The sequence below is a fragment of the Paeniglutamicibacter gangotriensis Lz1y genome (assembly GCF_000348945.1).
In the GTDB taxonomy this organism is placed as follows: domain Bacteria; phylum Actinomycetota; class Actinomycetes; order Actinomycetales; family Micrococcaceae; genus Paeniglutamicibacter; species Paeniglutamicibacter gangotriensis.
This window is the reverse complement of record NZ_AOCK01000011.1, coordinates 72,543-96,938: the sequence shown is the minus strand read 5'-3', so window position 1 is coordinate 96,938 and position 24,396 is coordinate 72,543. Positions and strand designations below refer to the sequence as shown.

The 24,396-nt window shown below is 64.4% G+C and carries 21 protein-coding genes; 8 read left to right on the top strand and 13 right to left on the bottom strand.

Annotation, left to right across the window (positions count from 1 at the left end; translation table 11 throughout):
• Positions 1-137: 137 nt before the first annotated feature.
• The gene (locus ADIAG_RS16570) at positions 138-785 is read right to left on the bottom strand and encodes a TetR/AcrR family transcriptional regulator (RefSeq protein ID WP_007272578.1); all 648 of its coding nucleotides are present in this window, start codon (positions 783-785) and stop codon (positions 138-140) included.
• 293 nt (positions 786-1,078) lie between these two features.
• On the opposite strand from ADIAG_RS16570, the gene ADIAG_RS16565 reads away from it, so the two are divergent.
• From ADIAG_RS16565 to ADIAG_RS16555, 3 genes are all read left to right on the top strand, one after another.
• Positions 1,079-1,804 carry a queuosine precursor transporter gene (locus ADIAG_RS16565; protein WP_043475569.1) on the top strand — a complete coding sequence of 242 codons (726 nt, stop codon included), beginning with the start codon at positions 1,079-1,081 and terminating at the stop codon, positions 1,802-1,804.
• Between the two features lie 113 nt (positions 1,805-1,917).
• Positions 1,918-2,610, top strand: a complete 693-nt coding sequence (locus ADIAG_RS16560; RefSeq protein WP_007272576.1) for an ABC transporter ATP-binding protein — start codon at positions 1,918-1,920, stop codon at positions 2,608-2,610.
• 100 nt (positions 2,611-2,710) lie between these two features.
• Positions 2,711-4,327: a DUF6297 family protein gene (locus ADIAG_RS16555; protein WP_152426198.1), complete on the top strand. Its 1,617-nt coding sequence runs from the start codon at positions 2,711-2,713 to the stop codon at positions 4,325-4,327.
• A 40-nt stretch (positions 4,328-4,367) separates the two neighbouring features.
• Here ADIAG_RS16555 and ADIAG_RS16550 read toward each other — a convergent pair whose 3' ends face one another.
• Positions 4,368-5,393, bottom strand: coding sequence for a hypothetical protein (locus ADIAG_RS16550; protein WP_152426197.1), 1,026 nt, complete (start codon positions 5,391-5,393; stop codon positions 4,368-4,370).
• Between the two features lie 243 nt (positions 5,394-5,636).
• Positions 5,637-6,938, bottom strand: a complete 1,302-nt coding sequence (tgt, locus tag ADIAG_RS16545) for a tRNA guanosine(34) transglycosylase Tgt (RefSeq protein WP_007272573.1) — start codon at positions 6,936-6,938, stop codon at positions 5,637-5,639.
• A gap of 266 nt (positions 6,939-7,204) precedes the next feature.
• On the opposite strand from tgt, the gene ADIAG_RS22465 reads away from it, so the two are divergent.
• Positions 7,205-7,327 carry a hypothetical protein gene (locus ADIAG_RS22465; RefSeq protein ID WP_268744256.1) on the top strand — a complete coding sequence of 41 codons (123 nt, stop codon included), beginning with the start codon at positions 7,205-7,207 and terminating at the stop codon, positions 7,325-7,327.
• Between the two features lie 111 nt (positions 7,328-7,438).
• Here the strand turns inward: ADIAG_RS22465 and ADIAG_RS16540 are convergent, their stop codons facing one another.
• Positions 7,439-7,978, bottom strand: a complete 540-nt coding sequence (locus ADIAG_RS16540; RefSeq protein WP_043475628.1) for an NUDIX hydrolase family protein — start codon at positions 7,976-7,978, stop codon at positions 7,439-7,441.
• A gap of 163 nt (positions 7,979-8,141) precedes the next feature.
• Here ADIAG_RS16540 and ADIAG_RS16535 point away from each other — a divergent pair, with 163 nt between their 5' ends.
• Positions 8,142-9,578: a DHA2 family efflux MFS transporter permease subunit gene (locus ADIAG_RS16535; protein WP_007272571.1), complete on the top strand. Its 1,437-nt coding sequence runs from the start codon at positions 8,142-8,144 to the stop codon at positions 9,576-9,578.
• A gap of 326 nt (positions 9,579-9,904) precedes the next feature.
• On the opposite strand, the gene ADIAG_RS16530 is transcribed toward ADIAG_RS16535, so the two are convergent.
• The 3 genes from ADIAG_RS16530 to ADIAG_RS16520 form a co-directional block, all read right to left on the bottom strand.
• The gene (locus tag ADIAG_RS16530) at positions 9,905-11,014 is read right to left on the bottom strand and encodes an oxidoreductase (RefSeq protein WP_007272570.1); all 1,110 of its coding nucleotides are present in this window, start codon (positions 11,012-11,014) and stop codon (positions 9,905-9,907) included.
• A 69-nt stretch (positions 11,015-11,083) separates the two neighbouring features.
• The gene (locus ADIAG_RS16525; RefSeq protein WP_007272569.1) at positions 11,084-11,845 is read right to left on the bottom strand and encodes a hypothetical protein; all 762 of its coding nucleotides are present in this window, start codon (positions 11,843-11,845) and stop codon (positions 11,084-11,086) included.
• Positions 11,845-12,003 (bottom strand): ribbon-helix-helix domain-containing protein, encoded by a 159-nt coding sequence (locus ADIAG_RS16520; protein ID WP_007272568.1) that lies wholly within the window; start codon positions 12,001-12,003, stop codon positions 11,845-11,847. Before ADIAG_RS16520 ends, ADIAG_RS16525 begins: the two co-directional genes overlap by 1 nt.
• 117 nt (positions 12,004-12,120) lie before the next feature.
• On the opposite strand from ADIAG_RS16520, the gene ADIAG_RS16515 reads away from it, so the two are divergent.
• Positions 12,121-12,693, top strand: coding sequence for a YdeI/OmpD-associated family protein (locus ADIAG_RS16515; protein WP_007272567.1), 573 nt, complete (start codon positions 12,121-12,123; stop codon positions 12,691-12,693).
• Here the strand turns inward: ADIAG_RS16515 and ADIAG_RS16510 are convergent.
• Positions 12,690-13,436, bottom strand: coding sequence for a glutamine amidotransferase (locus ADIAG_RS16510; RefSeq protein WP_007272566.1), 747 nt, complete (start codon positions 13,434-13,436; stop codon positions 12,690-12,692). The genes ADIAG_RS16515 and ADIAG_RS16510 overlap by 4 nt on opposite strands.
• Before the next feature lie 143 nt (positions 13,437-13,579).
• Between ADIAG_RS16510 and ADIAG_RS16505 the strand changes: the two genes are divergently transcribed.
• Positions 13,580-14,359, top strand: coding sequence for an SDR family NAD(P)-dependent oxidoreductase (locus tag ADIAG_RS16505; RefSeq protein ID WP_007272565.1), 780 nt, complete (start codon positions 13,580-13,582; stop codon positions 14,357-14,359).
• A gap of 14 nt (positions 14,360-14,373) precedes the next feature.
• On the opposite strand, the gene ADIAG_RS16500 is transcribed toward ADIAG_RS16505, so the two are convergent.
• On the bottom strand, positions 14,374-15,150 hold the full coding sequence (locus ADIAG_RS16500) for a DUF1684 domain-containing protein (RefSeq protein WP_007272564.1): 777 nt from the start codon (positions 15,148-15,150) through the stop codon (positions 14,374-14,376).
• A 74-nt stretch (positions 15,151-15,224) separates the two neighbouring features.
• On the opposite strand from ADIAG_RS16500, the gene ADIAG_RS16495 reads away from it, so the two are divergent.
• Positions 15,225-15,530 carry a hypothetical protein gene (locus tag ADIAG_RS16495; protein WP_007272563.1) on the top strand — a complete coding sequence of 102 codons (306 nt, stop codon included), beginning with the start codon at positions 15,225-15,227 and terminating at the stop codon, positions 15,528-15,530.
• A gap of 23 nt (positions 15,531-15,553) precedes the next feature.
• On the opposite strand, the gene ADIAG_RS16490 is transcribed toward ADIAG_RS16495, so the two are convergent.
• From ADIAG_RS16490 to ADIAG_RS16475, 4 genes are all read right to left on the bottom strand, one after another.
• Positions 15,554-17,296, bottom strand: coding sequence for a hypothetical protein (locus tag ADIAG_RS16490; protein ID WP_152426196.1), 1,743 nt, complete (start codon positions 17,294-17,296; stop codon positions 15,554-15,556).
• Between the two features lie 180 nt (positions 17,297-17,476).
• Complete coding sequence (locus ADIAG_RS16485) at positions 17,477-18,550, bottom strand: pseudouridine synthase (RefSeq protein ID WP_188109170.1); 1,074 nt, start codon at positions 18,548-18,550, stop codon at positions 17,477-17,479.
• 54 nt (positions 18,551-18,604) lie between these two features.
• Positions 18,605-19,366: an Fpg/Nei family DNA glycosylase gene (locus tag ADIAG_RS16480; RefSeq protein WP_321162835.1), complete on the bottom strand. Its 762-nt coding sequence runs from the start codon at positions 19,364-19,366 to the stop codon at positions 18,605-18,607.
• Positions 19,367-19,550: 184 nt separating this feature from the next.
• A complete protein-coding gene (locus ADIAG_RS16475) occupies positions 19,551-24,386 on the bottom strand; it encodes an ATP-dependent helicase (RefSeq protein WP_007272559.1) in 4,836 nt (1,611 codons plus the stop codon).
• Between the last annotated feature and the right edge of the window lie 10 nt (positions 24,387-24,396).

Sequence of the window (24,396 nt, the reverse complement as noted above, 5' to 3'; positions counted from 1 at the left end):
GATGCGGACACGCGGGGCACACCTGCCGTTACAGGGCCAGGTGCTGGTGTCCTCTGCCGCGAAGGCTTCATCATCGACTCTACGCCCGCGGCGGGTGATCCCTGGACCGGATGGGCCGGGGCGCTGAGGGCGAGCAGTCAGGCGGCGTTGCGGACCAAGGACAGGACATCATCAAGGATGCTTCGGACCACGGGCATGCGTGAGAGCACCACCAGGCGCGCCGTCACAGGTGCGACGTTCTTGATGAGCCGGTGGCTGCGCGCTGCTCCAGGGGAGGAATCGTAGGCCCAGAATAGGAAGACGCCGCGCTGGATCAACCACAGCAGTTTGGGAAGGTCGTTACGGATGGCCAGTGGCGGCAGTGGTCTGCTCGTGGCAACCACCTGACGCCACAATCCGAATTCGAGAGCGCGGTGTACATCGCTGAGATCGCTGTGCGCCCCGGCAAAGGCTGTTCGGATAAACGCAGGTCCGAACTCGTGGAACGGAGCCATCGTTTCCAGGGTTTTGTCGAGTGCCACGCGCAGGTTTGTCTCAAGGTTGTTTCCCTGGACCAATAGGGGCCAGGTGGCCGCGCGGTGCTTCTCGAGCAGGTCACGGAAAAGTTCGTGGACGATCGCGTCCTTGGACTCGAAATAATAGTAGGCGTTCCCCAAGGAAAGCCCGGATTCCTCGGCAATGACGCGCATGGTGGTCCCGGCGAAGCCCCTCGTGGCGAAGAGCTCGAGGGCCGTGTCGAGCAGTAACTGGCGGGTTTTGGTGCTCTTTTCGGTTGGAGTCTTCATGCCATTTCCTTCTGCTGTGGTCCTAGCCACCATTCTATCAGTTTTGAACGCGTTCAAAACTGTTCTTTCCGCGACTTCGTGGGGAAATACGATACCGGAACGTCGAGGGGCACCCCCAAAGTGGCGGAGGATACAAAATGCCCCGGGGGGCGGCATGGGATACTTATAGCTCAAGTGTTAATATAGCGAGCGGTCCCACCGCTTTGATTACCCGGAATACCTTGATGGATAAGGGCGGGAATCGCATGGTCCGGGATTGGCTTGGCGAACCACTTCTTCGATTGGGTATAACCATGGGCGATCAAGACGCCTCCATTTCACGACGTCAACAAGCTTCGCGGGCCATCTTTGCGTCCGCCGGAAGCCCCTATTTTTCCACCGTGCTGGCCCTGATGGCGGTAGTGGTCATTCTGTCCAACGTCGGTGCCGCCAAGGGAGTCACCTTCGGCCCCATCGTCACCGATGGCGGATTCTTCCTTTTCCCGCTCGCCTATATCCTGGGCGACGTGATCTCCGAGGTCTACGGGTTCAAGGCCGCCCGCCGCGCCATCATCACCACCTTTGCGCTGGCAGCCTTCTCCACCCTGTGTTTCTGGATCATGATTGAGCTGCCCGCTGCCGCATGGTACGACGGGCAGGAGGCCCTTGAACGGGCTCTCGGCCCGGTCTGGCTCATCGTGTTGGCCTCGCTGCTCGGCTTCCTGGTCGGGCAGACCCTGAATTCCTGGGTGCTGGTGAAAATGAAGGATCGCTTCGGCGAACGTGGCCTGGTGGGCCGGTTGATGGGCTCCACCGGTGTCGGCGAATTCGCCGACACCTTGATCTTCTGCTCGATCGCGGCCACGGTCATCGGCATCACCAACCTGCCAACGTTCATCAACTACGTGGTGGTCGGATTCCTTTACAAGACGGCCGTGGAAGTCCTCTTTGTTCCGTTGACCACCTTGGTCATCCGCTGGTTCAAGCGACGCGAACCCAGCTACGGGGCGGCCAACAAGCCGACCGGCACGGATCGGTAGAAGCGACACTCACGCACCACCGCCCTAGCTGAACCGAGCAGGGTATGGAGCCGGGCCCGAAATCATCCGCATTGCTGAGGCGTGGACAGCGGATGGCTTGGTAACGTCAAATTATGGACACCACGCACCGGGAATTGCTCAGGGCCAACGGATTGGTCGCAGGCTACGGCGGCCAGGACGTCTGCGGGCCGCTGGACCTCGTGGTGGAACCCGGGCAGTCCTTGGGGATCGTTGGATTCAACGCCGCAGGAAAATCCACGCTGCTGCGCACACTGGTCGGTTACCAGGAGCCGGTGGCCGGCGAATCGGTCATCCTGGGATCCTTCACCGATGACTCGAGCTTCATCTACCGCAAGGCCGTATCAGTGGTCTTCGACGAAGACGCGTTCTTCCCCTCGCTCAGCGTCGAGGAGCATCTTCAGCTCATTGCCGGCGGACACGGGATGAGCCAGCCGCAAGCAGCAGTGGAGAAGGAACTGGTCTTTTTCGATCTGGAAGCGGCCCGGACCGCGTACCCGCGGCGGCTCTCCTCCGGGCAGCGCCGACGCTTGCTGCTTGCCGCTGCCTTGCTGCGCCCCAGCAACCTGCTGGTCCTCGACGAACCGGAACAACGCCTGGACCCGGTCATGCGTGCCGCCTTGGCCGCACGGTTGCGCGAGGTGGCCAACACCGGAACCGCGCTCCTGGTGGTCACCCATGACCCCGACTTTCTTGCCTCCTTCGCGGATTCTGTGCTGTTGGTTTCCGACGGGCAGATCAGCCACGTTGGGGTCGGAGAAGGGGCTGCAGCAATTGCTCGCGGCTGACCCGTCAGAGGAACTGGCGAACGTTCCGGTCGACTTTGATCCCTGGGCGAGAAACCGTGTCGCTGAAAAGAGTGTCAGGCGCGAGGACTTTTGGGACCGCATGGGCGATGCCTATATTTCCCTGCTGACCGCGGCCCTGGTCTTCGCCTACGCTGCCGGGCTGGCCCTGGCGTTCTTCGACCAGATGCGTGGCGATCCGGAATCGGGTGTCGTGCGTTTCGGCTTGGGTGTGGTTCCCGGGGCTTCGGCGGCCTCGGCGCTGGTGATGCTCGGGATGCTCGGTGCCTTGGCGCTGGTCTCCAAGCTCGGTCCGACGGCAGTGGACCGGGCCCAGGGATTCTGGTGGCTGGGTCTACCGGTGAAAAGAACCGGCTTCCTGTCCCGCCTCCTGCGCCAACGACTGGTCAGCACCTTCTTTTTCGGGGCTTTTTTGTGGTTGCCGATTGGCTACGGCAGCGTGCTCGGCGGGGTGGTCGAAGGTTCGGCGCTGGGCGTGTGGTTGGGCGCGGCCACCTTGGGGTTGCTGTTTGTGATGCTCTCGTTGCTGGCCGCCTGGGCCCAGACCCGCGAGGCCGGGGGTAACTTCCGAGCCGTGCTGAATCTCGCGATGCTGGCGGTGCTGCTGGCCTATCTGCTCGATGTGTTGTTGCGCAGCACCGGGACGGGAAATCTCGCCGCCTTCTGGGCACTGTTGCCCGCGACGCTTCCGGCACTGGCCCAAGCCGGAGCGTGGTGGGTCCCGGTGGTCCTTGCGCTGCTCTGCCTGGGCGGTTTCGCCGCGTTGGCGGGGCAGCTCCAACGTATTCCGAGCAGGGAATTAATCGCCCGCGGAGCCGCTAGCGAACATGCAGGTGCGGCGCTGGCGCTGATGGACGACAAGGCGCTGGGCAGTGCCTATGACGGCGCGGGTGCCCGAGAAGGGAAGCGAGAGGAGGCCAAGCGGGAGCGCACCAGGGTGCGCGGGGCGGATTCTTTTGCGCGCATGCTTCCGGCCCACTGGGTTCGCGGGCCCTACACCGCGCTGGTGCGTGCGGAACTGTTGGTGCTGCTGCGCACCGGCGCGACATGGCGCGGGTTGCTGGCCGGGTGGGGTGTTCCGGCGGCCGGGGTCTTCGCCGTCCAGGGCGGGCACCCCCTGGTCTTGGCGATGCTGGTGCTCGTCGGTGCGGTGTTGGCCGCCCGGGCGGCCTCGAAGGCCGCGGTGCAGGCGGCGAACGTGCCCTCGCTGGAGGCGATCATCCCGCTGGGACGCAGCGGAGTGAGGCAAACCCATGCACTGGTGGCGGCACTGTTGCTGGTCCGCTGGGGCATCGGTCTGGCGGCGTTCCTGAGCTGGGCCGTCGGCGCCGACCCCGCGGGAACCACGGTATTGCTGGGACTTGGTCTGCTGACCGGATTCGGGCTGGCCGCCGGGGCCGTGCGTATGGCCTTCCGTCCGGCGCTCGACTGGGGATCGGTGATGCTGATGGCCGCCATGGGAAAGGCCACGGGTCCGTTGATCCAGCACTTCACCTACGGGTACGAGGTGATGGTGGTATCTGCCATCGCACTGGTTGCCGGGCTTTTGCTCGATCCGGTCCCGCTAGGGTTGCTGGGGCTTGGCGTGGTGGTCGCGGTGATCGCCTGGTCCGTCGGCACCTCGAACACCAACAGATCAAACGCGCACCGCGCGCTGCAGTCGCAGCGGTCACGGCCTATCCTTAGGGATGGACCGTGACCAGGTCCCGGGCGAAAAGCAAGGATTCTTTCGGGCGAGCTTAATTGCGCATGGTGATCCCGAATTTCTTGCCCGTGGTCTCAACGGTGCAGATCAAATCGTCCTGTTCAACGTAGGCGCCGTCCTCGTCCATGGTGTAGCAGCCGCCGTGGCCCACAAGTTCGAATCCGCCGGCCCCGCCGCCTCCCTCATCGTGGATCTTCTGCACGAAGCCCTTGGCTTCGGTGCAGCTCATGCCGGAGTCCTTGAGATCGTAGCTGTAGCTGGCTCCCAGGCACTGAACGGGTTCGGTGTTGGCTGGCGCGGCCAGTCCGGCCTTCGGGGCGAGTTGCCGAAGGGATACCAGCATGGCTTTCAGATCCTGGTATTGGGTTGTCTTCATATAGGCAGTGAACTTGGCATCGCCGGTCAGTGCCTTGTCCACATCGGTCAGGGCATCGGTCGGTTCGATGAAGTGACCGAAGTAGAGTCCCTCGGCACCGTTGACGGCAGAGGGGGCCAGATATTGGAGTGAATCCTTCGGCTCGGCTAGGGGCATCCCCAAGGCAACGGATCCCTGGATTTCGGCCCCCTTGCCCAGAGTTTCCAACATAAATGTATTGGGGCTGTGGGTCTCCGCAAGTGAGTGTTCCAGGGAGGTTTTTTCCTGATCGCGGATCTTGTACGGGAGCATCGGGGCATCGGGGACGTATTCATAGTGCAAAACGGCGCCCATGCCGGTACTCAGGGATGCCACCGTCGTGCCGGTGGCATCCCTGACCTCGATATTGACTGTTGTCGGTCCCGGGGTCTGGTGGCTCTCGAGCGGCTGGTCCTGCAGCGTCCATTCCACCGGCGATTCGAAGCTCAAGGTTCCATCGGCGACGAGGTGCCTCTTGAGCTCCGGGATGGCCGGCGCCGTGGTGGGATCGGGCTGGCTCTGGCTCGTTGCAGGTGCTGCGGAAACACTGGATTCGGCAGCGGCATCATCGGAGGTGCATCCGGTTAGCAATGCCGCGGCGATCAGTAATGAAAACGCTGCGATAGGCATCCGCAGCTGGGCCCGGACGGGGAAAAGAGCAGTCAAGAGAACCCCAAGGAGTCTAGAAGGCTGGGCCGTTCGCAAAGCACTTGGTCAGCGGCGGTATTTGATTTTTTCCAGCATAACTAAGGTTCCGTTCGAGGGATGTATCTGGGGCAATGTATGTCGCGGTCCGCACCGGCAAGCTGAAGCGCGGCAACGGGGGCAAGGAGTGGATCGGGATAGTTTCCGGAAGAAGGCACCGGCCCAAGCGCGTCGGGACGGTGTCCTAGCACCCCTGCCCCGAGCTTAAACCGTGGCGGTGACCAGGCCCTGCGGATCCGGGACGCCGGCGTAGTACTCGCGCATGACGCGTTCCTTCATTTCGTAAAATGTGCCGTCCTCGATGGCCAGGCGCGCGTCATCAACCATCTTCACCACGAAGCGTTCGTTGTGGATGGAGATTAGCGTATGGCTGATCAGTTCCTTGGCCTTGAACATGTGGTGGATGTAGGCGCGAGTGTAGTGCTGGCAGGTGTAGCAGTCGCAGCCCTCGGCCAGGGGCGTGAAATCGCGCTTGTAGCGCTGGCCCGAAAGGTTGAAGCGACCGTGCGGGGTGTAGAACGCGGAGTTGCGGGCCACCCGGGTGGGGGAGACGCAGTCGAAGGTGTCGGCCCCGTTCTCGATGGAAGTGAAGATGTCATCGGGTTCGGAGATCCCCAGCAGGTGCCGTGGCTTGTTTTCCGGCAGTTCCTGCGAGCACCAGCCCACAATCGTGCCTAGGTTTTCTTTTTCCAGTGCCCCGCCGATGCCGAAGCCGTCAAAGGCCATCGCACCCAGATCCTTACAGGCCTGACGGCGCAGGTCCTCGTACTGGGCGCCCTGGATCACGCCGAAGAGCGCCTGATATTCCTTGCCCACCCGGGAGTCGGTGAGGTCGAAGTGTTCGGCCACGCAGCGTTGCGCCCACAACCTGGTGCGCTCGAGGGATTCGACCTGGTAGCCGCGGGAGTTTTGCAAGGTGGTCAGCTCATCGAAGGCAAACATGATGTCCGCGCCGATTTCGTGCTGGACCCGCATGGAGATCTCCGGGGAGAAGCGGTGCTTGGACCCGTCGATGTGGCTCTTGAACCACACGCCGTCGTCGTCCACGTTGGCCAGGCGTTCCTTGCCCGGTGCCACGGCATCGTCGGGACCGGACTGGTCCACCGACTTCATGTCGATGACCTTCTTGAACCCCGAACCCAGGCTCATCACCTGGAATCCGCCCGAGTCGGTGAACGTGGGACCCTGCCAGTTCATGAACTTGCCCAGCCCGCCGGCGGCGTCAAGGATATCGGAACCCGGCTGCAAATACAGGTGGTAGGCGTTGGCCAGCACCGCCTGGGCGCCGAGCTGAGCCACCGATTCGGGCAGCACTGCCTTGACCGTGGCTTTGGTGCCCACTGCAATGAACGCGGGGGTCTTGATCTGTCCGTGTGGGGTGCTGATCACTCCGGTGCGGCCGTTGGAGACCGAACCGTCGGGATTATTCAGCCGGGTGCCGACCTCAAAGGAAAAGTCGGACTGGCGTGGATGGGACGCCGTGGCGTCAAAAGAATTGTTGGGCACCTATCCAGTGTGCCGCATGCCCCCGGTTTGACGGCAAAACCTCCGCGTGGGATGGCTCATAAGATCAGGGCCGCCGGGGCCCGAAAGAGTAGCGTGTAGCACTGGGCGAAGGCGCGAAACATGCCGGGCGGGCCGTCGAATTCAAAAAATCCATGACGTGAGGAGCCCGAAGCCATGAGTAACAAGTTTGGAAGCGTCTACGGTTCCCTGTCACTCCCTGACACCGGGGCATCGGGAGTGTTTCCTTTGGTACGGGGCTGAACAACGTGCTGCTCTACGACCGGATGCTCGAAACCATGATCGGGGCACTTATCGGGATGCTGGTGGTACTACTCGGTGCCGCCTACGGAGCCTGGCTGCGGCGCAAGCTGATGCCCGAAAAGCCCTGACGGTATTTTTGGTGCCTTCGAGGTCAGTCAGACGCAGGGCAGGATGGCCCGGTTGAACGGCGCGTGCCCGGTTCCCAGGCGAGTATCAGAGGCTCGGGGACCCGATGCCACCTAGCCGATGTACCCGACGTGCGCCAGGGCCTGACGGACCAAGTTTTCCCGACCACCGGCGAACTCCTCCTGGATGTTCGGGCTCAACGCCTCTTCGGGCGTCAGCCAGGTCAGCTCCAGTGCGTCCTGTCGTGGCGAGCATTCCCCGCGCACCGGCACGATGTAGGCCAGTGCCACGGCATGCTGGCGTTCGTCGGTCAACCCGGTCTCCGAAGGAGAAGGGAAATACTCGGCAACGGTGAAAGGCGCAGGGCACGGAGGCAGCTGCGGCATCGCCAGGGGGCCCAGGTCCTTCTCGATGTGACGGGTCAAGGCCGCACGGATGGTCTCCCGATACATCACCCGGCCCGAGACGAAGGTGCGCAGCATCCGTCCTTCAGGATCGGCAGTGAGCAGTAGACCGATCTCCGTGACATAGCCGAGCGGATCCAGGCGTACCGGGATGGCTTCGATGTAGAGCATGGGCAATCGGGCGCGGGCCTCATAGAGGTCTTCCTCGGACAGCCAGCCTGGATACGGATCGGGAGTGCGAACGTTCATGTTCCCATCTTCGCCCATAGGTGCCTCGCCGAGCCACGTGGGCGACCGTGTTGTGCAATCGGCGACAAGTTTCTGATTTCGGGAATCAATCGAGAGCCCCCGACGCTAGAATGAAATGTTCAGTAGCACCCATCCCCACTTTTCATGGAAGAGGCCACTACCCGTGACCGGGACCAGCACCAAACTCAACCCCAAGGACCTGGCCACCATCGCAGTGCTGATCGTATCGGCGTTCGTAGTCATCCTGAATGAAACCATCATGAATGTGGCGCTGCCCGTGCTCATGGACGAGTTCATGGTCAGCGAGGAAGCCATCCAGTGGCTCTCGACGATCTTCATGCTCACGATGGCAGTTGTCATTCCAGCCACTGGCTTCCTCCTCCAACGTTTCAGCACCCGCGCGGTGTTCACGCTGGCCATGAGCCTGTTCTCATTGGGCACCTTGCTGGCTGCTGCCGCACCCGGTTTCGAAATGCTGCTAGCCGCACGCGTCATTCAGGCCTCGGGCACAGCGATCATGCTGCCGCTGCTGATGACCACGGTCCTTGACCTGGTGCCGGCCCACCGGCGTGGGGTGATCATGGGCAACGTGTCGATCGTCATTTCCGTGGCACCGGCCATCGGCCCCACCATCTCCGGGCTGATCCTGCATTCGTTGTCGTGGCGCTTTATGTTCCTGATCGTGGCGCCCATCGCCCTGGCCGCGCTGTTCATCGGTGCCCCGCGACTGAACAAGGTCGCCGAGGCCTCCACCATTCCGTTGTCGATTCCGTCGGTGATCCTCTCCGTCCCGGCCTTCGGTGGGTTGGTCTTCGGACTCAGCCGGCTCTCGGCTAACGGACTGGATGCACAGACGCTGGTCATCCTCGTCATTGCCGTACTGGCACTGGTAGCTTTCACCATGCTGCAGCTTCGCCTGCAGAAGAAAAACCACGCACTGCTGGACCTGCGTACCTTCACCTACCGCCCGTTCACGCTGTCACTTTCGCTGATGGTGCTGGCCATGGTGGCGCTCTTCGGTGTCATTATTCTGCTGCCGATGTACCTGCAAAACGTGCGTGGTCTCGACACCCTGGCTACCGGGCTGATACTGCTGCCCGGCGGGCTGCTCATGGGTTTGCTGGCACCGTTTGTCGGCAGGCTCTTTGACAAGGTCGGTCCGCGGCCGCTGATGATTCCCGGCGCAGTGATCCTGACCGTGGTGCTCTTTGGCTACTCGCGTCTGCTCGGTGCGGAAACGGCCATCGGCGTGATCGTCGGGTTGCACCTGGCCATGTCGCTGGCGCTCGCGCTGATCTTCACCCCGGCCTTCACCACCGCGCTGAACCCGTTGCCGCACTCCCTGCATTCGCACGGTTCCGCGGTGCTCTCCACCCTGCAGCAGCTTGGCGGCGCGGCCGGAACGGCATTGCTTGTCGGCGTCCTGGCCTCGCGCATCGGCGCAGGTGCCGTGGCGGGCACGGACCCGATCCAAGCCCAGATCGACGGATTCTCCGCCGGCTTCACCGTGGCCTCGATCTGCGCGGTCGGCATGGTGGTCATTGCCGCGTTCCTGACCAAGGCCGAGGAACCTGTCCAAGCAGAGGTACACGCGCACTAGTACCTTCCAGTCCACTGGCCGACAGAACGATTCCCTCGTTTCTTCCCCCACTTTCGGGGGAGGAAACGAGGGAGCTTCTCCGGTTCGTCACGTTTTTCGTGGGGCATACCAAAGTAGTCCGGGTCGGTGTTTTCGACTCGGACTACTTTGTTTAGGATCTCTGGGCGGGTTCGGCCGGCGGCGGCCATTTCTTTTCCAGCAGTGTCGTAAATGCTTCCGTCGCGCGGGGGACACAATGCCTACCAACACACGGGGTGGGGTATCCGAGTTTTCTCGGATGCCCCACCCCGTGGTGCTTGACAGGCCATTGCCGCCCGTCGGGCCCTTTACCAGTGGGCGCGCCAGTACTGCGCGGCGAAGGGGATATCGTCCCGGGACGCGCCCAGCTCGGAGGCGGCGACGGCAGGCCAATTCGGGTTCTTCAGTGCGGCCCTGCCGATCGAGACCCCGTCCGCGGAACCGGTGACCAGCACCTGTTCGGCCTGCGAGGGATCGTTGATCATGCCCACCGCTGTCACAAACGCGTCGGGGACCGCCTGCTTCACGGCCGCGGCCAACGGTACCTGAAAGCCCGGGCCCGAGGGCCCGTGGTACTTGCCAATCCCGGCGCTGGAGAGATCGAAGGCGCTGACCCCCAGTTCGAAGGCCTCGGCGGCGAAGCGCACGGTGTCGGCGATCCGCCAGCCGCCCTCGACCCAGTCGTCCCCGGAAAAGCGGATGGCCAGCGGCTTGTGCGCCGGCCATGCCGCACGCACCGCGGTGATGACCTCGCGGGCATAGCGGGTGCGGTTTTCGAAGCTACCCCCGTAGGCGTCGGTCCGGGTGTTGGTCAGCGGCGAGAGGAACTGGTGGACCAGGTACCCGTGGGCGGCATGGATTTGAGCGACATCAAACCCGGCAGCATCGGCACGCAGTGCCGCATCGGCCCAGTCTTGGACGGAGGCGGCGATCTGCTCGAGGGTCATGGACCAGGGGGAGGTAAGGCCGAAAATCTCGGTTTCGGCGGGGCCCAGGGTTTCCCAGCCGCCGTCCGTGGCGCTGATGCTGCCGATCTTGTGCTCGGCGACCTGCTGCGGAAGCCACGCATAGGTTGAGGCCTTGCCCCCGGCGTGTGCCAACTGGATGCCGGCGGCCGCGCCCTGGGAATGGATGAAATCGACGATTGGGGACCATGCTCGCCCCTGGGCATCGTTCCAAATTCCTGCGTCCTGGTCGCTGATGCGTCCCTGCGCGGTGATGGCAGCGGCCTCGGTGAAGACCAACCCGAACCCGCCGGCGGCCCGCGCACCCAGATGCGCCAGGTGCCAAGCATGCGGAACCCCGTCCAGTGTGGTGACCGAATATTGGCACATGGGAGCCAGTACCGTGCGGTTTCGCAAGGTCAGGCCGGGTCCTTCGGGGACTGCCAGATGGACCGGTGTGAAGAGTTTGCTCATGTGTGGTGCCAACGGGGTCGGGTCCGGGCCTATTCCCGCAGCACGGCCGGAGCCAGACGGAGGTGCTGCTCAGTGGCGGGCGTATCCATAGAGATCTAGCTGGCGTTCGTTGACCCAGAGTTGTCCGCCGTCGGGATGATCCACCAGCAGTGTGCGCCCGTAGGACTCGTCAACCAGGCTCGAGACAATGCCTGCGGCGGCCACCAGGGTTTCCAGCGCTTCGAGGTTTCCGGCGTATTCGAGGGACAATTCGATTCGTGGTTCGTCCCCGGAGTGCGCGGCAATGTATCCCCCGTGTTTGGCTCGGTATTGGGCCCAGGCACCGCTTTGGGAAATGGTGTCGGGTTTCGCGCCGATGTTTGCCAAGGTGGCTTCTGCCCCCGGAACATCCGGGGTGTACCAGAGGGCCAATACCGCTTGTTGCCCGTCGGGGAGCCCTGCCGATGCGGCAGGATCCTGTGGCGTTCCCGCGGTGTCCGCGGAATCGACGGCCAGAGCGGTGAAGGTCAACCCATCCGGGGCCGTGATACGTCCGGAGGCCGGAGTGCCGTTGTTGCTCTCACCGGGGTGCAGGTCCACGGGTGTTCCATCACCGCTGGTCCACGACGCAAACTTTTCCAGATCACGGACCTCCAGAAATAACTCGGTGCCGAATTCGGTCGCATGCTGCAACAAGATTCGACCGGAATCGGCGGCAAAACAACGCTGCTGCGCCCCGACGGAGGAGATAGCAGCGGGAAGAGGGCTCATTTCTTTAAGTCCGAGTGCCGTGAGTAGTTCTGCCCATGCGGTGACATGAGGTGTGTGTAGCGTGGGGCGGACGCGCAGCATCAGTGATCCTCCAGATAGGTTTCAAGGGCTTTTTCTACGAAGGCGGACAGACTTGCCTCGTCGTCGATGGCAGCGTGTTTCACCCGACGCACCAGGGACGCGGGCAGATAGATGTTAAATTGGATTTTTGGATGTTTTTCGTCCATATTCGTTGCCATACGAGGGATGCTAGCAAAATAGCATTCATTTGGATAGAGCTTCCCATCGCGATTTCCCGAAAGACGTACCGCTCCATCACTGGTGCGTCAGCCACTGGCCGTGATGGGATTGATGCCATGGCAATTCTCTTGGACGAGCTACTGCTCCCCGACGCCGCGGCGTGGCGCCAGTGGCTCGCCGAACACCACATCGATCATCGCGGGGTGCGTCTGGTGTTGCACAAGAAGGGCGGGATCACCACCGAGCTCACTTATGCGCAGGCGGTTGACGAGGCGCTGTGCTTTGGCTGGATCGATGGACAGGTTGGTCGGCGCGACGACCACACTTACTGCGTCCGTTTCACGCCGCGCACCGCCCGCAGTAAATGGTCGGCCAAGAACGTGGCCAATGTCGAGCGGCTCGCCGGGTCGGGACTCATGGACCCGGCGGGGGATGCGGCCGTCCGGGCAGCAAAAACCGATGGCCGCTGGGATGCGGCCTATGCGGGGCAGGCCGCCGCGGAACTACCACAGGACTTCCTTGACGCGCTCGCCGGGCACCCGCTGGCGCAGGAAAAACTTGGAACGCTCGGTGCCACTGAGCGCTACGCCATCTACTACCGGCTGCACGCAGTCAAGGGGGCCGAGACCCGGCGCAAGAAGATCGCCGAGTATGTGGCCCGACTCGATGCCGGGGCGGGGATCTTTTAGCTTCCAGTCCCGTAGCGCTGCACAAAGTTGCGCAAGACCAGTGCTGGCCACTCCACGTGGGAAGCCAGCGCTCGCTCGCTCAGGCGTTCGGCTTCCCGTGGCGGAAAATAACCGGCATCACGGTAGATCAGGATGCGCTGGGCCAATCCCTGCGGATCGAGCTCAGGATGGAATTGCGTGGCATAGAGATTGTTCTTGATCCTGAACATCTGCACCGGGCAGGGTGCCGAACCGGCCAACAAAACCGCCGAGTCCGGCAGCACCGAGACCGCCTCCTTGTGGCCTACAAAAGCATCGAATTCCTCCGGTAGCCCGGCCAGCAGCGGATCGGCGAGTCCCTGGTCGGTGAGGCGGATCCTGGAGGTGCCCACGGGCTCCCCGAATCGCGTATCGATCGTTCCGCCCTGGTGGAGTCCCAAGGTGCCCACTCCGTAGCAAGCGCCGAGGAACGGGAAGTCCAGCGCCACCAGCACATCGAGCAGCCCGGACAGATCCGCCTCGCAGCGCTGCTGTACAGCGGATTTTCCGGACGGGTGATCCGAGGCATTGAAGGGGCTCCCACCCAAGATGATGCCCGGGCAGTCTTCCAGTCCTAGGTCCTCGATCGGGCCCAGTGGCCCCTGCTCGAGCCTGATGACCCGCAGTCGATCGCCGGAGAGCCCGCTGGCAGCAAGGACACCGCGGACCTCGTCGGCTGCGGCGCCGTCGTGCTCGCGTGTGGAAAACAAGATGAATGGCCCCATGAAAGCAGTCTACGGCCGGCTTGCGCCGGTGAAGAGCGCGGTAAACCCTTCTGTCTTGCCGGATCCCGGTCTAGGCTGGGATGAGTTAATGGCCGCTAACCCAAATTGCGGCCCGGAGAAGCACCAAGGAAGGGAAACGCGCCATGCTCATCACCGACTCAGTCGCACTGGTCACCGGGGGAGCCTCCGGGCTCGGGGCCGCCACCGCGCGGGTGCTCTACGAAGCGGGCGCCCACGTGGTGCTGGTTGACCTACCCTCGTCGAAAGGCGAAGAAGCAGCCAAGGAGCTGGGAGCACGGGCACGCTTCGTAGCCGCCGACGTCACCAACGAAGATCAGGTCAAGGCGGCCATTGCCGTGGCCGGAGAACTGGGAAACCTGCGCATCGCCGTCAATTGTGCGGGCGTTGCCACCCCGGGCAAGGTCCTGGGTCGTGAGGGCGTGTTGGCGCTTTCCTCCTTTGAAAAGGTCATTTCCATCAACCTCACCGGCACCTTCAACGTGGTGCGTCTGGTGGCCGAGGCCATGGCAGCCACTGACCCACTGATCGACCCCGTCACCGGCACCGCCGAACGCGGTGTCATCATCAACACCGCCTCCGTCGCAGCCTTCGACGGGCAAATCGGGCAGCCTGCTTACGCCGCTTCCAAGGGTGCTGTGGCCGCGATGACGCTGCCGTTGGCCCGTGAATTGGCCCGACACTACATCCGAGTCATGACCATTGCGCCGGGGATTTTTGAGACGCCGATGATGGCTTCGCTCTCCGCCGAGGCTCAGGCCTCCCTGGGAGCCCAGGTTCCGCACCCTGCACGTCTGGGCAAACCCGCCGAATACGCGGCCCTGGTCGAACACATCCTGGCCAACCAGATGCTCAACGGGGAAACCATCCGCCTGGATGGCGCCATCCGCATGGGACCAAAGTAGACGGCCCGCCGCGTTTAGTGAGGCAGCAGTTCCCCGGCCCGCACCGCGGTCTCCAGATGATTGCCGGGCACCGGGGCGGGGCACACCGCATGGGGTGAGAACGCCATGGGATAGTTCAGTGTGCGGTTGAAATCAATGGTCACGGACCCATCGGGCCCGGGCGCCTTGACGGTGACAAAACGCCACGGTGCAGTCTGCACCCCGTTGGTAGCATCCCGGAAGTTCAGGGTGAGCGAACCATCGGGGCTTTGGGTGGCGGCAAGCACCGCCCGGTGTCCGGCCAGCTCGAACTCGACCTCACCGACCAGCTCTGCTCGCAGCGTGGTGTCGGCCCGGAAGGTATCGATCGGTACTTCCTTCGGGGTATCGAAGGCGATGAATTTTCCGGGGACGATAAATTCGGGATCGTAGTCGAAGACCGGTACGCCGGTGAAGGCCTTGACCCTCGGGTGATTGCGCTCCCGAGTGCGAATCATGTATCGGCCATCGCGAACCCCCAGCTCGACCAGGGTGTCGCCGTGACGGACGAAATGCATCGATTCGCCCTCTAGCAAGGACCGGGACAGGGTGCCGGAAATCGGCTCGCCGTCCGTGGTCTCCACCCCGTCGGAGGCCTCGAAGGTGGCCCGGGCTCCGTCGGCGTCAGCGCTCCATTGCCCCGGAAGCAGCTCGAGCGCCCCGGGATCCGCGGGCAGCCACTGATAGCTGCTCAGCGAAAGCCATCCGAACTCGGTGGCCAGTCCTTCGTCGCGCATTCGGCGCCATTGCGTGAATTCCGTTGCTGCACTCATGAGACTAGTCTTCCACTCTTTGCCCGGCCTCGAAGCTGTGGGGCTGGCGCCAAGGGCACACTAGGCTTGTGCGTATGCCTTCCTATCGCGCGCAATTGAACATCATGGGACTTCGGCCCGGGAACGCCCCCGAGTCGGTCATGGAATCCGCGGTGGCAGCGTTGGCGACCGGGCACCACGTGGATGCCAATCAGCTCGATATTGTGGCGGGGACTCCGCGGATCACGGTGCGATACACCGTGGAAGACGACGGTAACCCCGATATTCAGGCCTTGTCATCGGCCGCGCTGATGCGCGCCGCGGTGGAGAGCGTGGCCTTGAGCGAAAAGCTGGTGGTGCTGCGCCGCACCAAGGGACGTTGGATCGTGCTGCGCCGCTAGAAGACCGTCGCCCTCCGGCCAGGTCAGGCGAAGTCGGTTGACTTTCCGCGGGCGGCCCGGTGTTCGGCATGGTGAATCTGGTAGCGGCGATTTTCGGTGGCCAGTAGGACTACGAAACCGGCCATGCCCGCCAGGATGGCAATCCAGATCGAGTTATTGGTGCCCAGCACTCGCGGGATCAGCAGCCAGAACATGCCCCAACCGACGCCGATTGCCAGGATGATGCGTCCGCGTTCGGTCATGGCCAGCGCCGTGGATGCATAAGCCACGACCGGCACCAGAACCGTCGCAACCCAGATGCCCGCGCCTCCGGCGCCCCAGGACGTCAACAGGTTGGTGAACGTGGAGGCCAGCACCACCAGGCTGAAACCTGTCATCAGACTGATCGGCGCGTCGGTGAGCATGCGCTCAAGCGTGGTGCGGGCGGTATGCCTGTTCAGGGTGCGCATCGCGGTGTATAGGAACCAGCAACTTGCCGCCGAAGCGAAGAGAGCCAGCAGCAACCACGAGTTCAGTGCCGCGACCATCCACAGGATTGCTGCTGCGCAGGACAGTGCGAAGGGAATGCCTACCGCTCGCTGGCGAACGGCCGAACGCTGCCCAGGGACCCATGAGAACGCGGCACCGAGCAGCGCCCAGATGAAGATCACCGGCCAGATCAGGTGCGCCGTGGGGGTCAGAGACATCATCGAATAGTTGGAACCGAGCGACTCGACACTGCCGGAGACCAAGGTGTCCAAGATGGCCAGCGACACCGCGGCGCCAGCCACTGCTGCAAGGGATCCAAGGATCCGCCGTCGCAGGTCCGATGGCTGCTCCACCGGGTTCGGAGAAAAATCAGGGAGTTCATAGGGGGCCACGTACACCGGCTCGACAGCGGACTGTTGGTGGTCGATGGCCGCCTTGGCGCTGGCGACAAGGCGGGCCAGATCTTCGGGGCCGGTGGTTTTGCGTGGTGCCGGTGCGGTCCGGCTCGGGGTGGTGTTGGCAGCCTGCGCGGCGGTGGCCGGATCGGCATTCGGGCGGGTGTTGGCCTTGGTCTGTTGCGCGGGGGCCTTGAGTCGAGCGGTTTCTGCGGCCACGAAGCGGGCCTCGGTCTCGGCTCGCGACTGAGCTGCACGTTGTGCCTCCGCTAGCTCGCGGGCTTCGGTCTGTGCCTGCGCCTGTGCCTGAGCTTCGCGCTGTGTCTCTGCGGCATCGCGAGCTTCGGCTTCGGCTCGCGCCTGAGCTGCGCGCTGTGCCTCTGCGGCGTCGCGGGCCGCGGCATCGAGTGCGGCCTGGTGGGCCAGACGGGTAGCTGCGCGCTTTTCGGCCTCTGCCTGGGCTTCGGCGCGGGCGACCTCTACGAGGCGCTCCTGTTCCTTGAGCTCGGCGGCTTTGGCCCGCTCGATCCGCCGTTGGTGCCATTTGGCCTTTATGGTGGCCGGCGCGGCAAAGATCTTGTCTCCCAAGCGTTCCAAATCAGGGTCGGGCATGGAATCGAGCCAGTTGTTGATCCCGGAAAAACCGCCCGAAACGCTCTTCGTATCCAGTGCCTGGGGATTCCCTGCAAGGGAGGGCGGGGAGTCCTTTGCTACTGGTGAGTTCACCGTGGGGGCTGGTTTTTCCGCGGGGCCGATGAAGTCGGTGGGGCCTGAGTCTGTGGCCGTGGTGGCTTCGCTTGCGGAGGGGGTGGGTGCCGAGTCTTTTTTCTCGGATCCGGGTTCGCCGTCGGGTTGTGGCGCTGCTTTTGACGCGGCGGAGGTTCTGGTGTCGGAATTGCTCATTTTCAGCCCCTTCATCGCCACGCTGACCTTGGTGCGCCGCCTCATTGGATGGTTTCCAGCGTACCGAACATCCGTAGCCGGGTTGTTGTCCCACACACCTCGGACCGCGGCCCCGCTGGTGAGCTTGGCCATGGCAGTGTGGAGAGCCCCGAGTGTAGGGGGTCGTGCCTGCGGCGATGTTTAGGCGGGAGATTCAGCCAATTCCAGCTCTGAGGTGTAACTGGCCGGTGTCCCGGAGAGCGGGTCGATGAAGGAAATGCTGCGGGCGAGCAGCTGCAGGGGACGGGCATAATCATCGGGGGCCAGATCCAGCAGCGTGGGGTAGAACGGGTCGCCCAGGATCCCCAGTCCCAGTGCGGCCAGATGCACACGCAGCTGGTGGGTTTTGCCCGAATGCGGACTGAGCTTGAACCGTGCGACGTTCAGGCCGGCAAAGTATCCGGACGAGATGCCGGTGCCCAGCAGCTCGATGCGGGATTCGGCGTTTGGTTCGCCCTCCTCGAGCAGCGAGCGCAGCTGCCCCTTGATCTTGCTCATCCGGTTCCGGTAGACCAAAGGCTCGTGCGCCAGAGACTCGACCCGGGCCCGCAGCTCGTCTGGGGTGAGCAGATGGTTCCCCGGTCCGGGCAGGCCATCCACGGCATTGCCACTGCGGTCCTCGGCGCTTCCGCCCAGGCCACCTGAGCCCAACACTTCGCCGGCCGGTCGGCCGGCCACGGGCTCAAGGGCGGAAACTGCCTCATAGGTCTTGGAGATCTCCCGGCGTTCAAAGAGCGTCTGGTAGGCGCCTCGGGTGGCCGGGTTGGTGGAGAAAAGCAAGATTCCGGCAGTGGCCCGGTCCAGGCGGTGCATGGGGATCAGCTCGGGGTTCCCCGTGCGGTTGCGCAACCGCACCAGAGCCGATTCCTGGATGAACCTCCCGCCGGGGGTGGTGGGCAGGAAATGCGGCTTGTCGATGACCAGCAGGTTCTCATCCTGGAACAAGATCGTTTCGGTGAAAGGGATCGGTTCCTCAACCGGAAGGCTCCGGTAATACCAAATGAACTCGTGGCATCCCAGCGTGGTGTGTTCATCCAACGTCGTCCCGTTCAGCCCGACAATCTCACCGTTTTGGAAGCGACGGATGATGCCCGCCGCGTCGACGTGTCCGAAGCGGTGCAGCATGTAGGCGCACACCGTTGCCCAGGGGCCCTCGGCGGGCACCCGCAGACGGGTTGCATTGACGCCGTTGCGCACGGGAAGCGGAGAGATCATGGCCATGGGCACCAGTCTTTCACGGGTGCCCATGGTGCCGCTGGCCGGAATCTGTTAGTGCACACCTTCGGTGCTGGGCACCTGGGCGGCCTGGCAGGAGCCGCAGAAGTACACATTGCGTTCTGCGCCGCGCGTGGATTCGGCCAGCGACTCCATTTTTAGGTTGCCGCCACAGCGCAGGCACGCCTGCCCTTCACGGCCATAGACCCAGTACCGGTTCATTCCATCGGCGCCGGTGGTCACCCGGCGGGCCCGGTCCTTGTTGGCGTTGAGTAGCCGGTGCGCCAGATCCACCAGGTGAGCCAGATCCTCGACCTCGCCGACCGGCGTACGTGGGTGCACCCGGGCAACAAAGAGCAGCTCCGAACGATAGATGTTGCCCAGCCCGCAGATCAGTCGCTGGTCAAGCAATGCCAGGCCGATGGGCCGTTGCGGGGCAAATAGCAGTCGGCGCACGGCCTCGGCGGGATCCCAGGAATGGCCCAGCGGGTCGGGTCCCAGATGCCCGATGACCTCGACCTCGTCGGTGGTGCGCAGCACGTGAAGAAACCCGAGCTCGAAGCCCACCGCGGTGAAAGCAGGGTTGCCCAGCACGGCGCGGGCCTTGAACGCCGGAGATCGCCAGCGCTCGCCGGTGGCGTACACGTCCCAGTGGCCCTCCATCAGCAGATGCGAGTGGATGCTTAACGGTGGGGCGGATACCTTGGCCGGGGGCCGGGTGCGGATCATCAGGTGTTTGCCGCGTGAGACGACGGACTCGACCATCCAATCAACCAACGACAATGTTGCGTGGGCCGGAACGCGGAAATCACTCATGCTCAAGGCCTTGCCACCCAGTGCCGCCTCCAGCCGCCGGGCCGTGCGAAAAACTGTGTCCCCTTCGGGCATCGCCAAAACCACCAATCTTCCTAGAGTGGGTTCACCTGCCCTCAAGTTTTCAGGTGACCCTGATCACCTAGCCTAGCCGGTGTGCGTGGATCGTGGGCGACAACGACGAAGGTTACCGTCCTCTAAACCGTAAGCCACTAGGAGTTGAATAAAACCCGGCGCGATGAAGTGCGGCGCCGAGCAAGGTGTCGTTGACTGGCTCCCCGTTGATTTTCTCGATGGCGAGCTTCGCGGTACCCGCGCGGCGCAGCACCGCGACAAGTTCCACCGCGAGGGCGTCAAGCAATGAAATTTCCGGGCCTTCGGGGCTGGGTACTTGGACCGCGATGCCAAAGCTCAGCACGGTCTTACCGCCGCGCTCCACATACAGCGCAAGGGCACCATCCAGCAGCACCACTAGGGCCCCGGCCTTGCGTCCCGGACGGTGGCCACCGGGCGGATCCGGCCAGCTAAGTGCCGCACCGTAGGGATTGGCAGGGTCAGTGGCTGCCAACCCCAGTGCCACCGGTGGCTGTCCGTTCCCCGGTTCGCGCACCAGCGTGCGCAGCCTGTCGATGGTCGTGGAGGTGGAGAACTGGGCGGCACCTAATTTTTCCACGAAGTAGCCCCGTCTGGTGTGCCCGGCCTCCTCGAGGCGCCCGAGCACCCGATAGAGCTGGCCGAAGCCGCCGGGAACTGACTCGGCGGCGACCGACCCCCGTGTCAGCACCCCGTAGCGTTCAAGCAGGAACTCCGCGGCGGCGTGCGCGCGGATGGTCGGGTCGGCCAACGGCGCCGGCAGGGCCGCCCAACGCCCGGATGCCGTCTCGGGGGCGGCCCTGCGCCCGGAGAGCACGGGAGAGCCGCCGGCACGCAGCGCGGCCATGCGTCCCAGTGTGGCGGTCCGTGCCCTCGGCGTGCGCGACTGTATCCGGTGTGCGCCCTGGCCGCCGGCCAGCAGCTGGCGCAACGGCGCCAAGGTATCCGGAGCCACGGCGGATGCCCAGAACAGTTCCCACAGGGCCTCGAGCACCGCGGCATCGGTGGGTTCTGCTGCCCCGTCTGTCCCCAGGAATCCCGAGAGCTGCGGGACGAAGTAGGCCCCGGAGAAGCCGAGCCTCTGGTGCAGTCTGCCCGCCAGATCGCCCAACGCGGTGGTATCGGGCATCGGCAGGCTCAACGCGGCGTTCTCCGCGGTGTGCACCGCGATCCATCCGTCGGTTCCGGCCAACGCCCCGGCCCCGGAAACCAGCACCTCTCCGGCGCTCATCAACTCGTCGAGCATCCACGGCGCGTAGTCACGCACTCGGGCGGGAAGCACATGGGATTCCAGTGCGGAGGCGGGAACCGGCACCCCGGCCAGTTGTTCGACCACGGCCAGCACCCCGTCGATGCCGTGCAACCCCGCACCGATGCCTTGCCAGGCGGGCAGGAATCGACCGAAGGTGTTCTGGTCCACCGGTTCGACTTCGGCCCGCAGCGCGGCCAGCGATCGGGTGCGGATCATCCGCAGCACCGTGGCATCGCAATACTCGGTGGTGTTGGCGGCGGTGAGCTGCGCCTCGGTGAGCATTTCGGCGGGACGGAAGGCCCCGACCATGACCCGGGTATCTGCCACGAGGCGCTCCAGCACGGACATGACCACCGCGACCCCCAGGCCTAGTGCGGCGGCGACATCGCCGGCGGTGAAGGGACCATGGGTGCGGGCAAAGCGGGAGACTAAATCGCCCACCGGGTCTGCGACAGGGTCGATGAAGGCCAGCGGGACCCCGTGCGGCAGCGGGACCCCGAGCCCGTCGCGCAGCCGTGGGGCGTCCTCGATGGCCGCGAACACTTTCCGCCCGCCCAGACGCACCTCCAGGGCCCGGTTGGCGCGCACCAGCGAGGCCAGGTGCCCGGCCGCGGACTCGAGGGCCTCGGCCGCGGTTACGTCTTCGGTTTCGGGGTGCAGCCTGGCTGCGACCTGGTTCTCATCCAACGGGCCGAGCATCCGCAGCAAATCGGCGGTGCCCTCGATCCCGGTGAGCTTGCGGTCCGGTGCGGTGCGCTGCAACTGGTCCTGGGTGCGCGCGATGACCTCGGCGTCGAGCAATTCGCGCAATTCGGTGCGGCCCAGCAGCTCGCCGAGCAACCCCGGGTCCAGGGACAGTGCCGCGGCCCGGCGTTCGGCCAGCGGGGAGTCGCCCTCGTAGAGGAACTGGGCGACGTAGCCAAAGAGCAGCGACTGGGCGAAGGGGGACGGGACGGGGGTTTGGACCTCGCGCAGCGCGATGGAACGGGCGGAGATATCGTGCAGCAGTGACTTAAGTGAGGGCAGGTCGTAGACGTCGTTGAGGCACTCGCGGACGGTTTCTAAGATGATCGGAAAATCCGGGTATTTGCGTGCCACGTCCAGTAATTGGGCGCTGCGTTGGCGCTGCTGCCACAGGGGGGTGCGTTTGCCCGGGCTGGTGCGCGGCAGCAGCAAGGCGCGGGCCGCGCACTCGCGGAAACGCGAGGCAAAAAGTGCGGAGTTGCCCACCTGTGCGGTGACGAGGTCCTCGATCTCGTCGGCCTCGAAGGCGAAGAGTTCGGCCCCCGGTGGTTCATCGTCCATGGCCGGGACACGCAGCACGATCCCGTCGTCGGCGGCCATCGCCGAGCCGTCCAGCCCGTAGCGCTCGTGCAGCCGCGCGCCCACGGCCAACGCCCAGGGGGCGTGCACCGGCAGCCCGAAGGGCGAATGCAGGATCACTCGCCAGTCTCCGAGTTCGTCGGTGAAGCGCTCGATGAGAAGGACCTTGTCCCCGGGCACCACCGCAGTGGCCTGCGATTGGGCCTCGAGGTAGTTGCGCAGGTTGCCCGCGGCAAAGGAATCCAGGCCAATGGCGGCCAGTTCGTCGCGGGCCTGTTGTTCCGGGGCGTTGGCCAGATGCGTGGTGAAGGCGCCCAGGGCGGCCCCGAGTTCCACGGGCCGGCCCTGGGAATCGCCCTTCCAGAACGGCAGCTTGCCCGGTTGGCCGAAGGCGGGTGAGACCAGTACTCGGTCGTGGGTGATGTCCTGGATCTTCCAGCTGGTCGCACCCAGGGCAAAGACATCCCCGACGCGGGACTCGTAGACCATTTCCTCATCGAGCTCGCCAACCCGGCGCCCGCCCTTGGATCCGGAGCCGTCGTCTCCGGCGGCCAGATACACGCCGAAGAGTCCGCGGTCCGGGATGGTGCCGCCGCTGATCACTGCCAGTCGTTGGGCGCCGGGACGGCCGGTCAGCGATCCTAAGTCCCGGTCCCAGACGATGCGTGGGCGCAGCTGCGCGAATTCGTCCGAGGGGTACTTGCCCGCCAGCATCTCCAAGGTGGCGGTGAACGCGGAGCGTGGCAGTGCGGCATAGGGTGCGGCACGGCGGACGGTCTCGAACCAGTCCTCGAGGTCGAGTTCTTCCAACGCGCAGGCCGCCAGAGTCTGCTGGGCCAGCACATCCAGTGGGTTCGCCGGGATATGTAGCTTTTCGATCTTCCCCTCGCGCATCCGTGAGACGGTCAGGGCGGTGGCCAGCAGATCGGCACGATGTTTGGGGAAGAATGCGCCGATGGAGGTCTGGCCGACCTGGTGCCCGGCCCTGCCCACGCGCTGCAGCCCGGAGGCCACCGAGGGCGGGGATTCGACCTGGATGACCAAATCAACCAGCCCCATGTCGATGCCTAGTTCCAGAGAGCTGGTGGCCACCACGGCGCGCAGCACCCCGGTCTTCAGATCGTCCTCAATGGTGGCCCGGGTGTCCTTGGACACCGAGCCGTGGTGTGCCCGGGCCAGCGGTGGCACGGCCCCTGAAGCGGTTTCCGGGGTGCTGGTGGCGGTGGTCCCGGCCTGGGCCATCATGGCCGCGGGCATGGAGGTGCCCGGCTGTACCGGGGCGCCGGTGGAACCGAGGGGATTCGGGGCGAATCCGGCTGCGGGTTCGTTTCCGCCGAGTCGGGTTTCGTGGATTTCATTGAGTCGGCCGGTGAGCCGCTCAGCCAATCGGCGCGAGTTGGCAAAGACGATGGTGGAGCGGTTCGCCTCGATCAGATCAACGATCTGTTCCTCGACGTGCGGCCAGATGCTGGCCTGCGGGGCCAGTCCGGAGCCGGGCTCCAGATCGTGGGCCGCTGCGGCGGCGGGCAGATCGGTCATGTCCTCGACCGGAACCCGCACGCTCAAGTCCCAGGTCTTGGTGATGGGCGGGGCGATGATGCTCACCGGGGCGCGCCCACCCAGGAAACGGGCGACCTCGTCGCGCGGCTCGACGGTGGCCGAGAGCCCGATGCGTTGGGCGGGGGCGGCCAGCAGGTTATCGAGGCGTTCCAGGGAGAGCGCCAGGTGGGCGCCGCGCTTGGAGCCTGCCACCGCGTGCACCTCGTCGATGATCACGGTGTGCACACCGGCCAAGGATTCCCGGGCCTTGGAGGTGAGCATCAGGTACAGCGACTCGGGGGTGGTGATGAGGATGTCCGGCGGGTTGGTCACCAGCTTGCGGCGGTCATTGGCCGGGGTGTCCCCGGAACGGACCCCGACCGACACTTGTGGAACCGCGAGTCCCAGGTGAGCGGCGGTGGCCTTGATACCCACCAAGGGGGCACGTAAATTGCGCTCCACATCCACGCCCAGGGCCTTCAACGGCGAAATATAAAGCACCTTGGTGCCACCGGATGTTGTTTTCGAGGCTTTGGCGGCAGAAATCTGGGGTGACAAAAGCGCCTCTACGCCCGGGATCGCGGGGTCCAAGATCTCGGTGGCGGCACGGGCAAAGGAATCCAGGGCCCAGAGGAAAGCCGACAGCGTCTTGCCGGATCCGGTGGGGGCCACGACTAGGGCATGTTGGCCGGTGGAGATAGCGTCCCAAGCACCGATCTGGGCTGGTGTCGGCGCGGCAAAGGCCCCCTCGAACCAGGCTCGTGTCGCGGGGGTGAACCGTTCAAGGACGTGTGCCGCATCAAGATTCTTACCCATCGATCCCAGC

Excerpts from the sequence above, each read along its gene's own strand:
- ADIAG_RS16570 (WP_007272578.1), bottom strand. The coding sequence starts at position 785 with ATGAAGACTCCAACCGAAAAGAGCACCAAAACCCGCCAGTTACTGCTC.
- ADIAG_RS16565 (WP_043475569.1), top strand. The coding sequence starts at position 1,079 with ATGGGCGATCAAGACGCCTCCATTTCACGACGTCAACAAGCTTCGCGG.
- ADIAG_RS16560 (WP_007272576.1), top strand. The coding sequence starts at position 1,918 with ATGGACACCACGCACCGGGAATTGCTCAGGGCCAACGGATTGGTCGCA.
- ADIAG_RS16555 (WP_152426198.1), top strand. The coding sequence starts at position 2,711 with ATGGGCGATGCCTATATTTCCCTGCTGACCGCGGCCCTGGTCTTCGCC.
- ADIAG_RS16540 (WP_043475628.1), bottom strand. The coding sequence starts at position 7,978 with ATGAACGTTCGCACTCCCGATCCGTATCCAGGCTGGCTGTCCGAGGAA.
- ADIAG_RS16530 (WP_007272570.1), bottom strand. The coding sequence starts at position 11,014 with ATGAGCAAACTCTTCACACCGGTCCATCTGGCAGTCCCCGAAGGACCC.
- ADIAG_RS16525 (WP_007272569.1), bottom strand. The coding sequence starts at position 11,845 with ATGCTGCGCGTCCGCCCCACGCTACACACACCTCATGTCACCGCATGG.
- ADIAG_RS16520 (WP_007272568.1), bottom strand. The coding sequence starts at position 12,003 with ATGGCAACGAATATGGACGAAAAACATCCAAAAATCCAATTTAACATC.
- ADIAG_RS16515 (WP_007272567.1), top strand. The coding sequence starts at position 12,121 with ATGGCAATTCTCTTGGACGAGCTACTGCTCCCCGACGCCGCGGCGTGG.
- ADIAG_RS16510 (WP_007272566.1), bottom strand. The coding sequence starts at position 13,436 with ATGGGGCCATTCATCTTGTTTTCCACACGCGAGCACGACGGCGCCGCA.
- ADIAG_RS16505 (WP_007272565.1), top strand. The coding sequence starts at position 13,580 with ATGCTCATCACCGACTCAGTCGCACTGGTCACCGGGGGAGCCTCCGGG.
- ADIAG_RS16500 (WP_007272564.1), bottom strand. The coding sequence starts at position 15,150 with ATGAGTGCAGCAACGGAATTCACGCAATGGCGCCGAATGCGCGACGAA.
- ADIAG_RS16495 (WP_007272563.1), top strand. The coding sequence starts at position 15,225 with ATGCCTTCCTATCGCGCGCAATTGAACATCATGGGACTTCGGCCCGGG.
- ADIAG_RS16490 (WP_152426196.1), bottom strand. The coding sequence starts at position 17,296 with ATGAGCAATTCCGACACCAGAACCTCCGCCGCGTCAAAAGCAGCGCCA.
- ADIAG_RS16485 (WP_188109170.1), bottom strand. The coding sequence starts at position 18,550 with ATGATCTCTCCGCTTCCCGTGCGCAACGGCGTCAATGCAACCCGTCTG.
- ADIAG_RS16480 (WP_321162835.1), bottom strand. The coding sequence starts at position 19,366 with ATGAGTGATTTCCGCGTTCCGGCCCACGCAACATTGTCGTTGGTTGAT.
- ADIAG_RS16475 (WP_007272559.1), bottom strand. The coding sequence starts at position 24,386 with ATGGGTAAGAATCTTGATGCGGCACACGTCCTTGAACGGTTCACCCCC.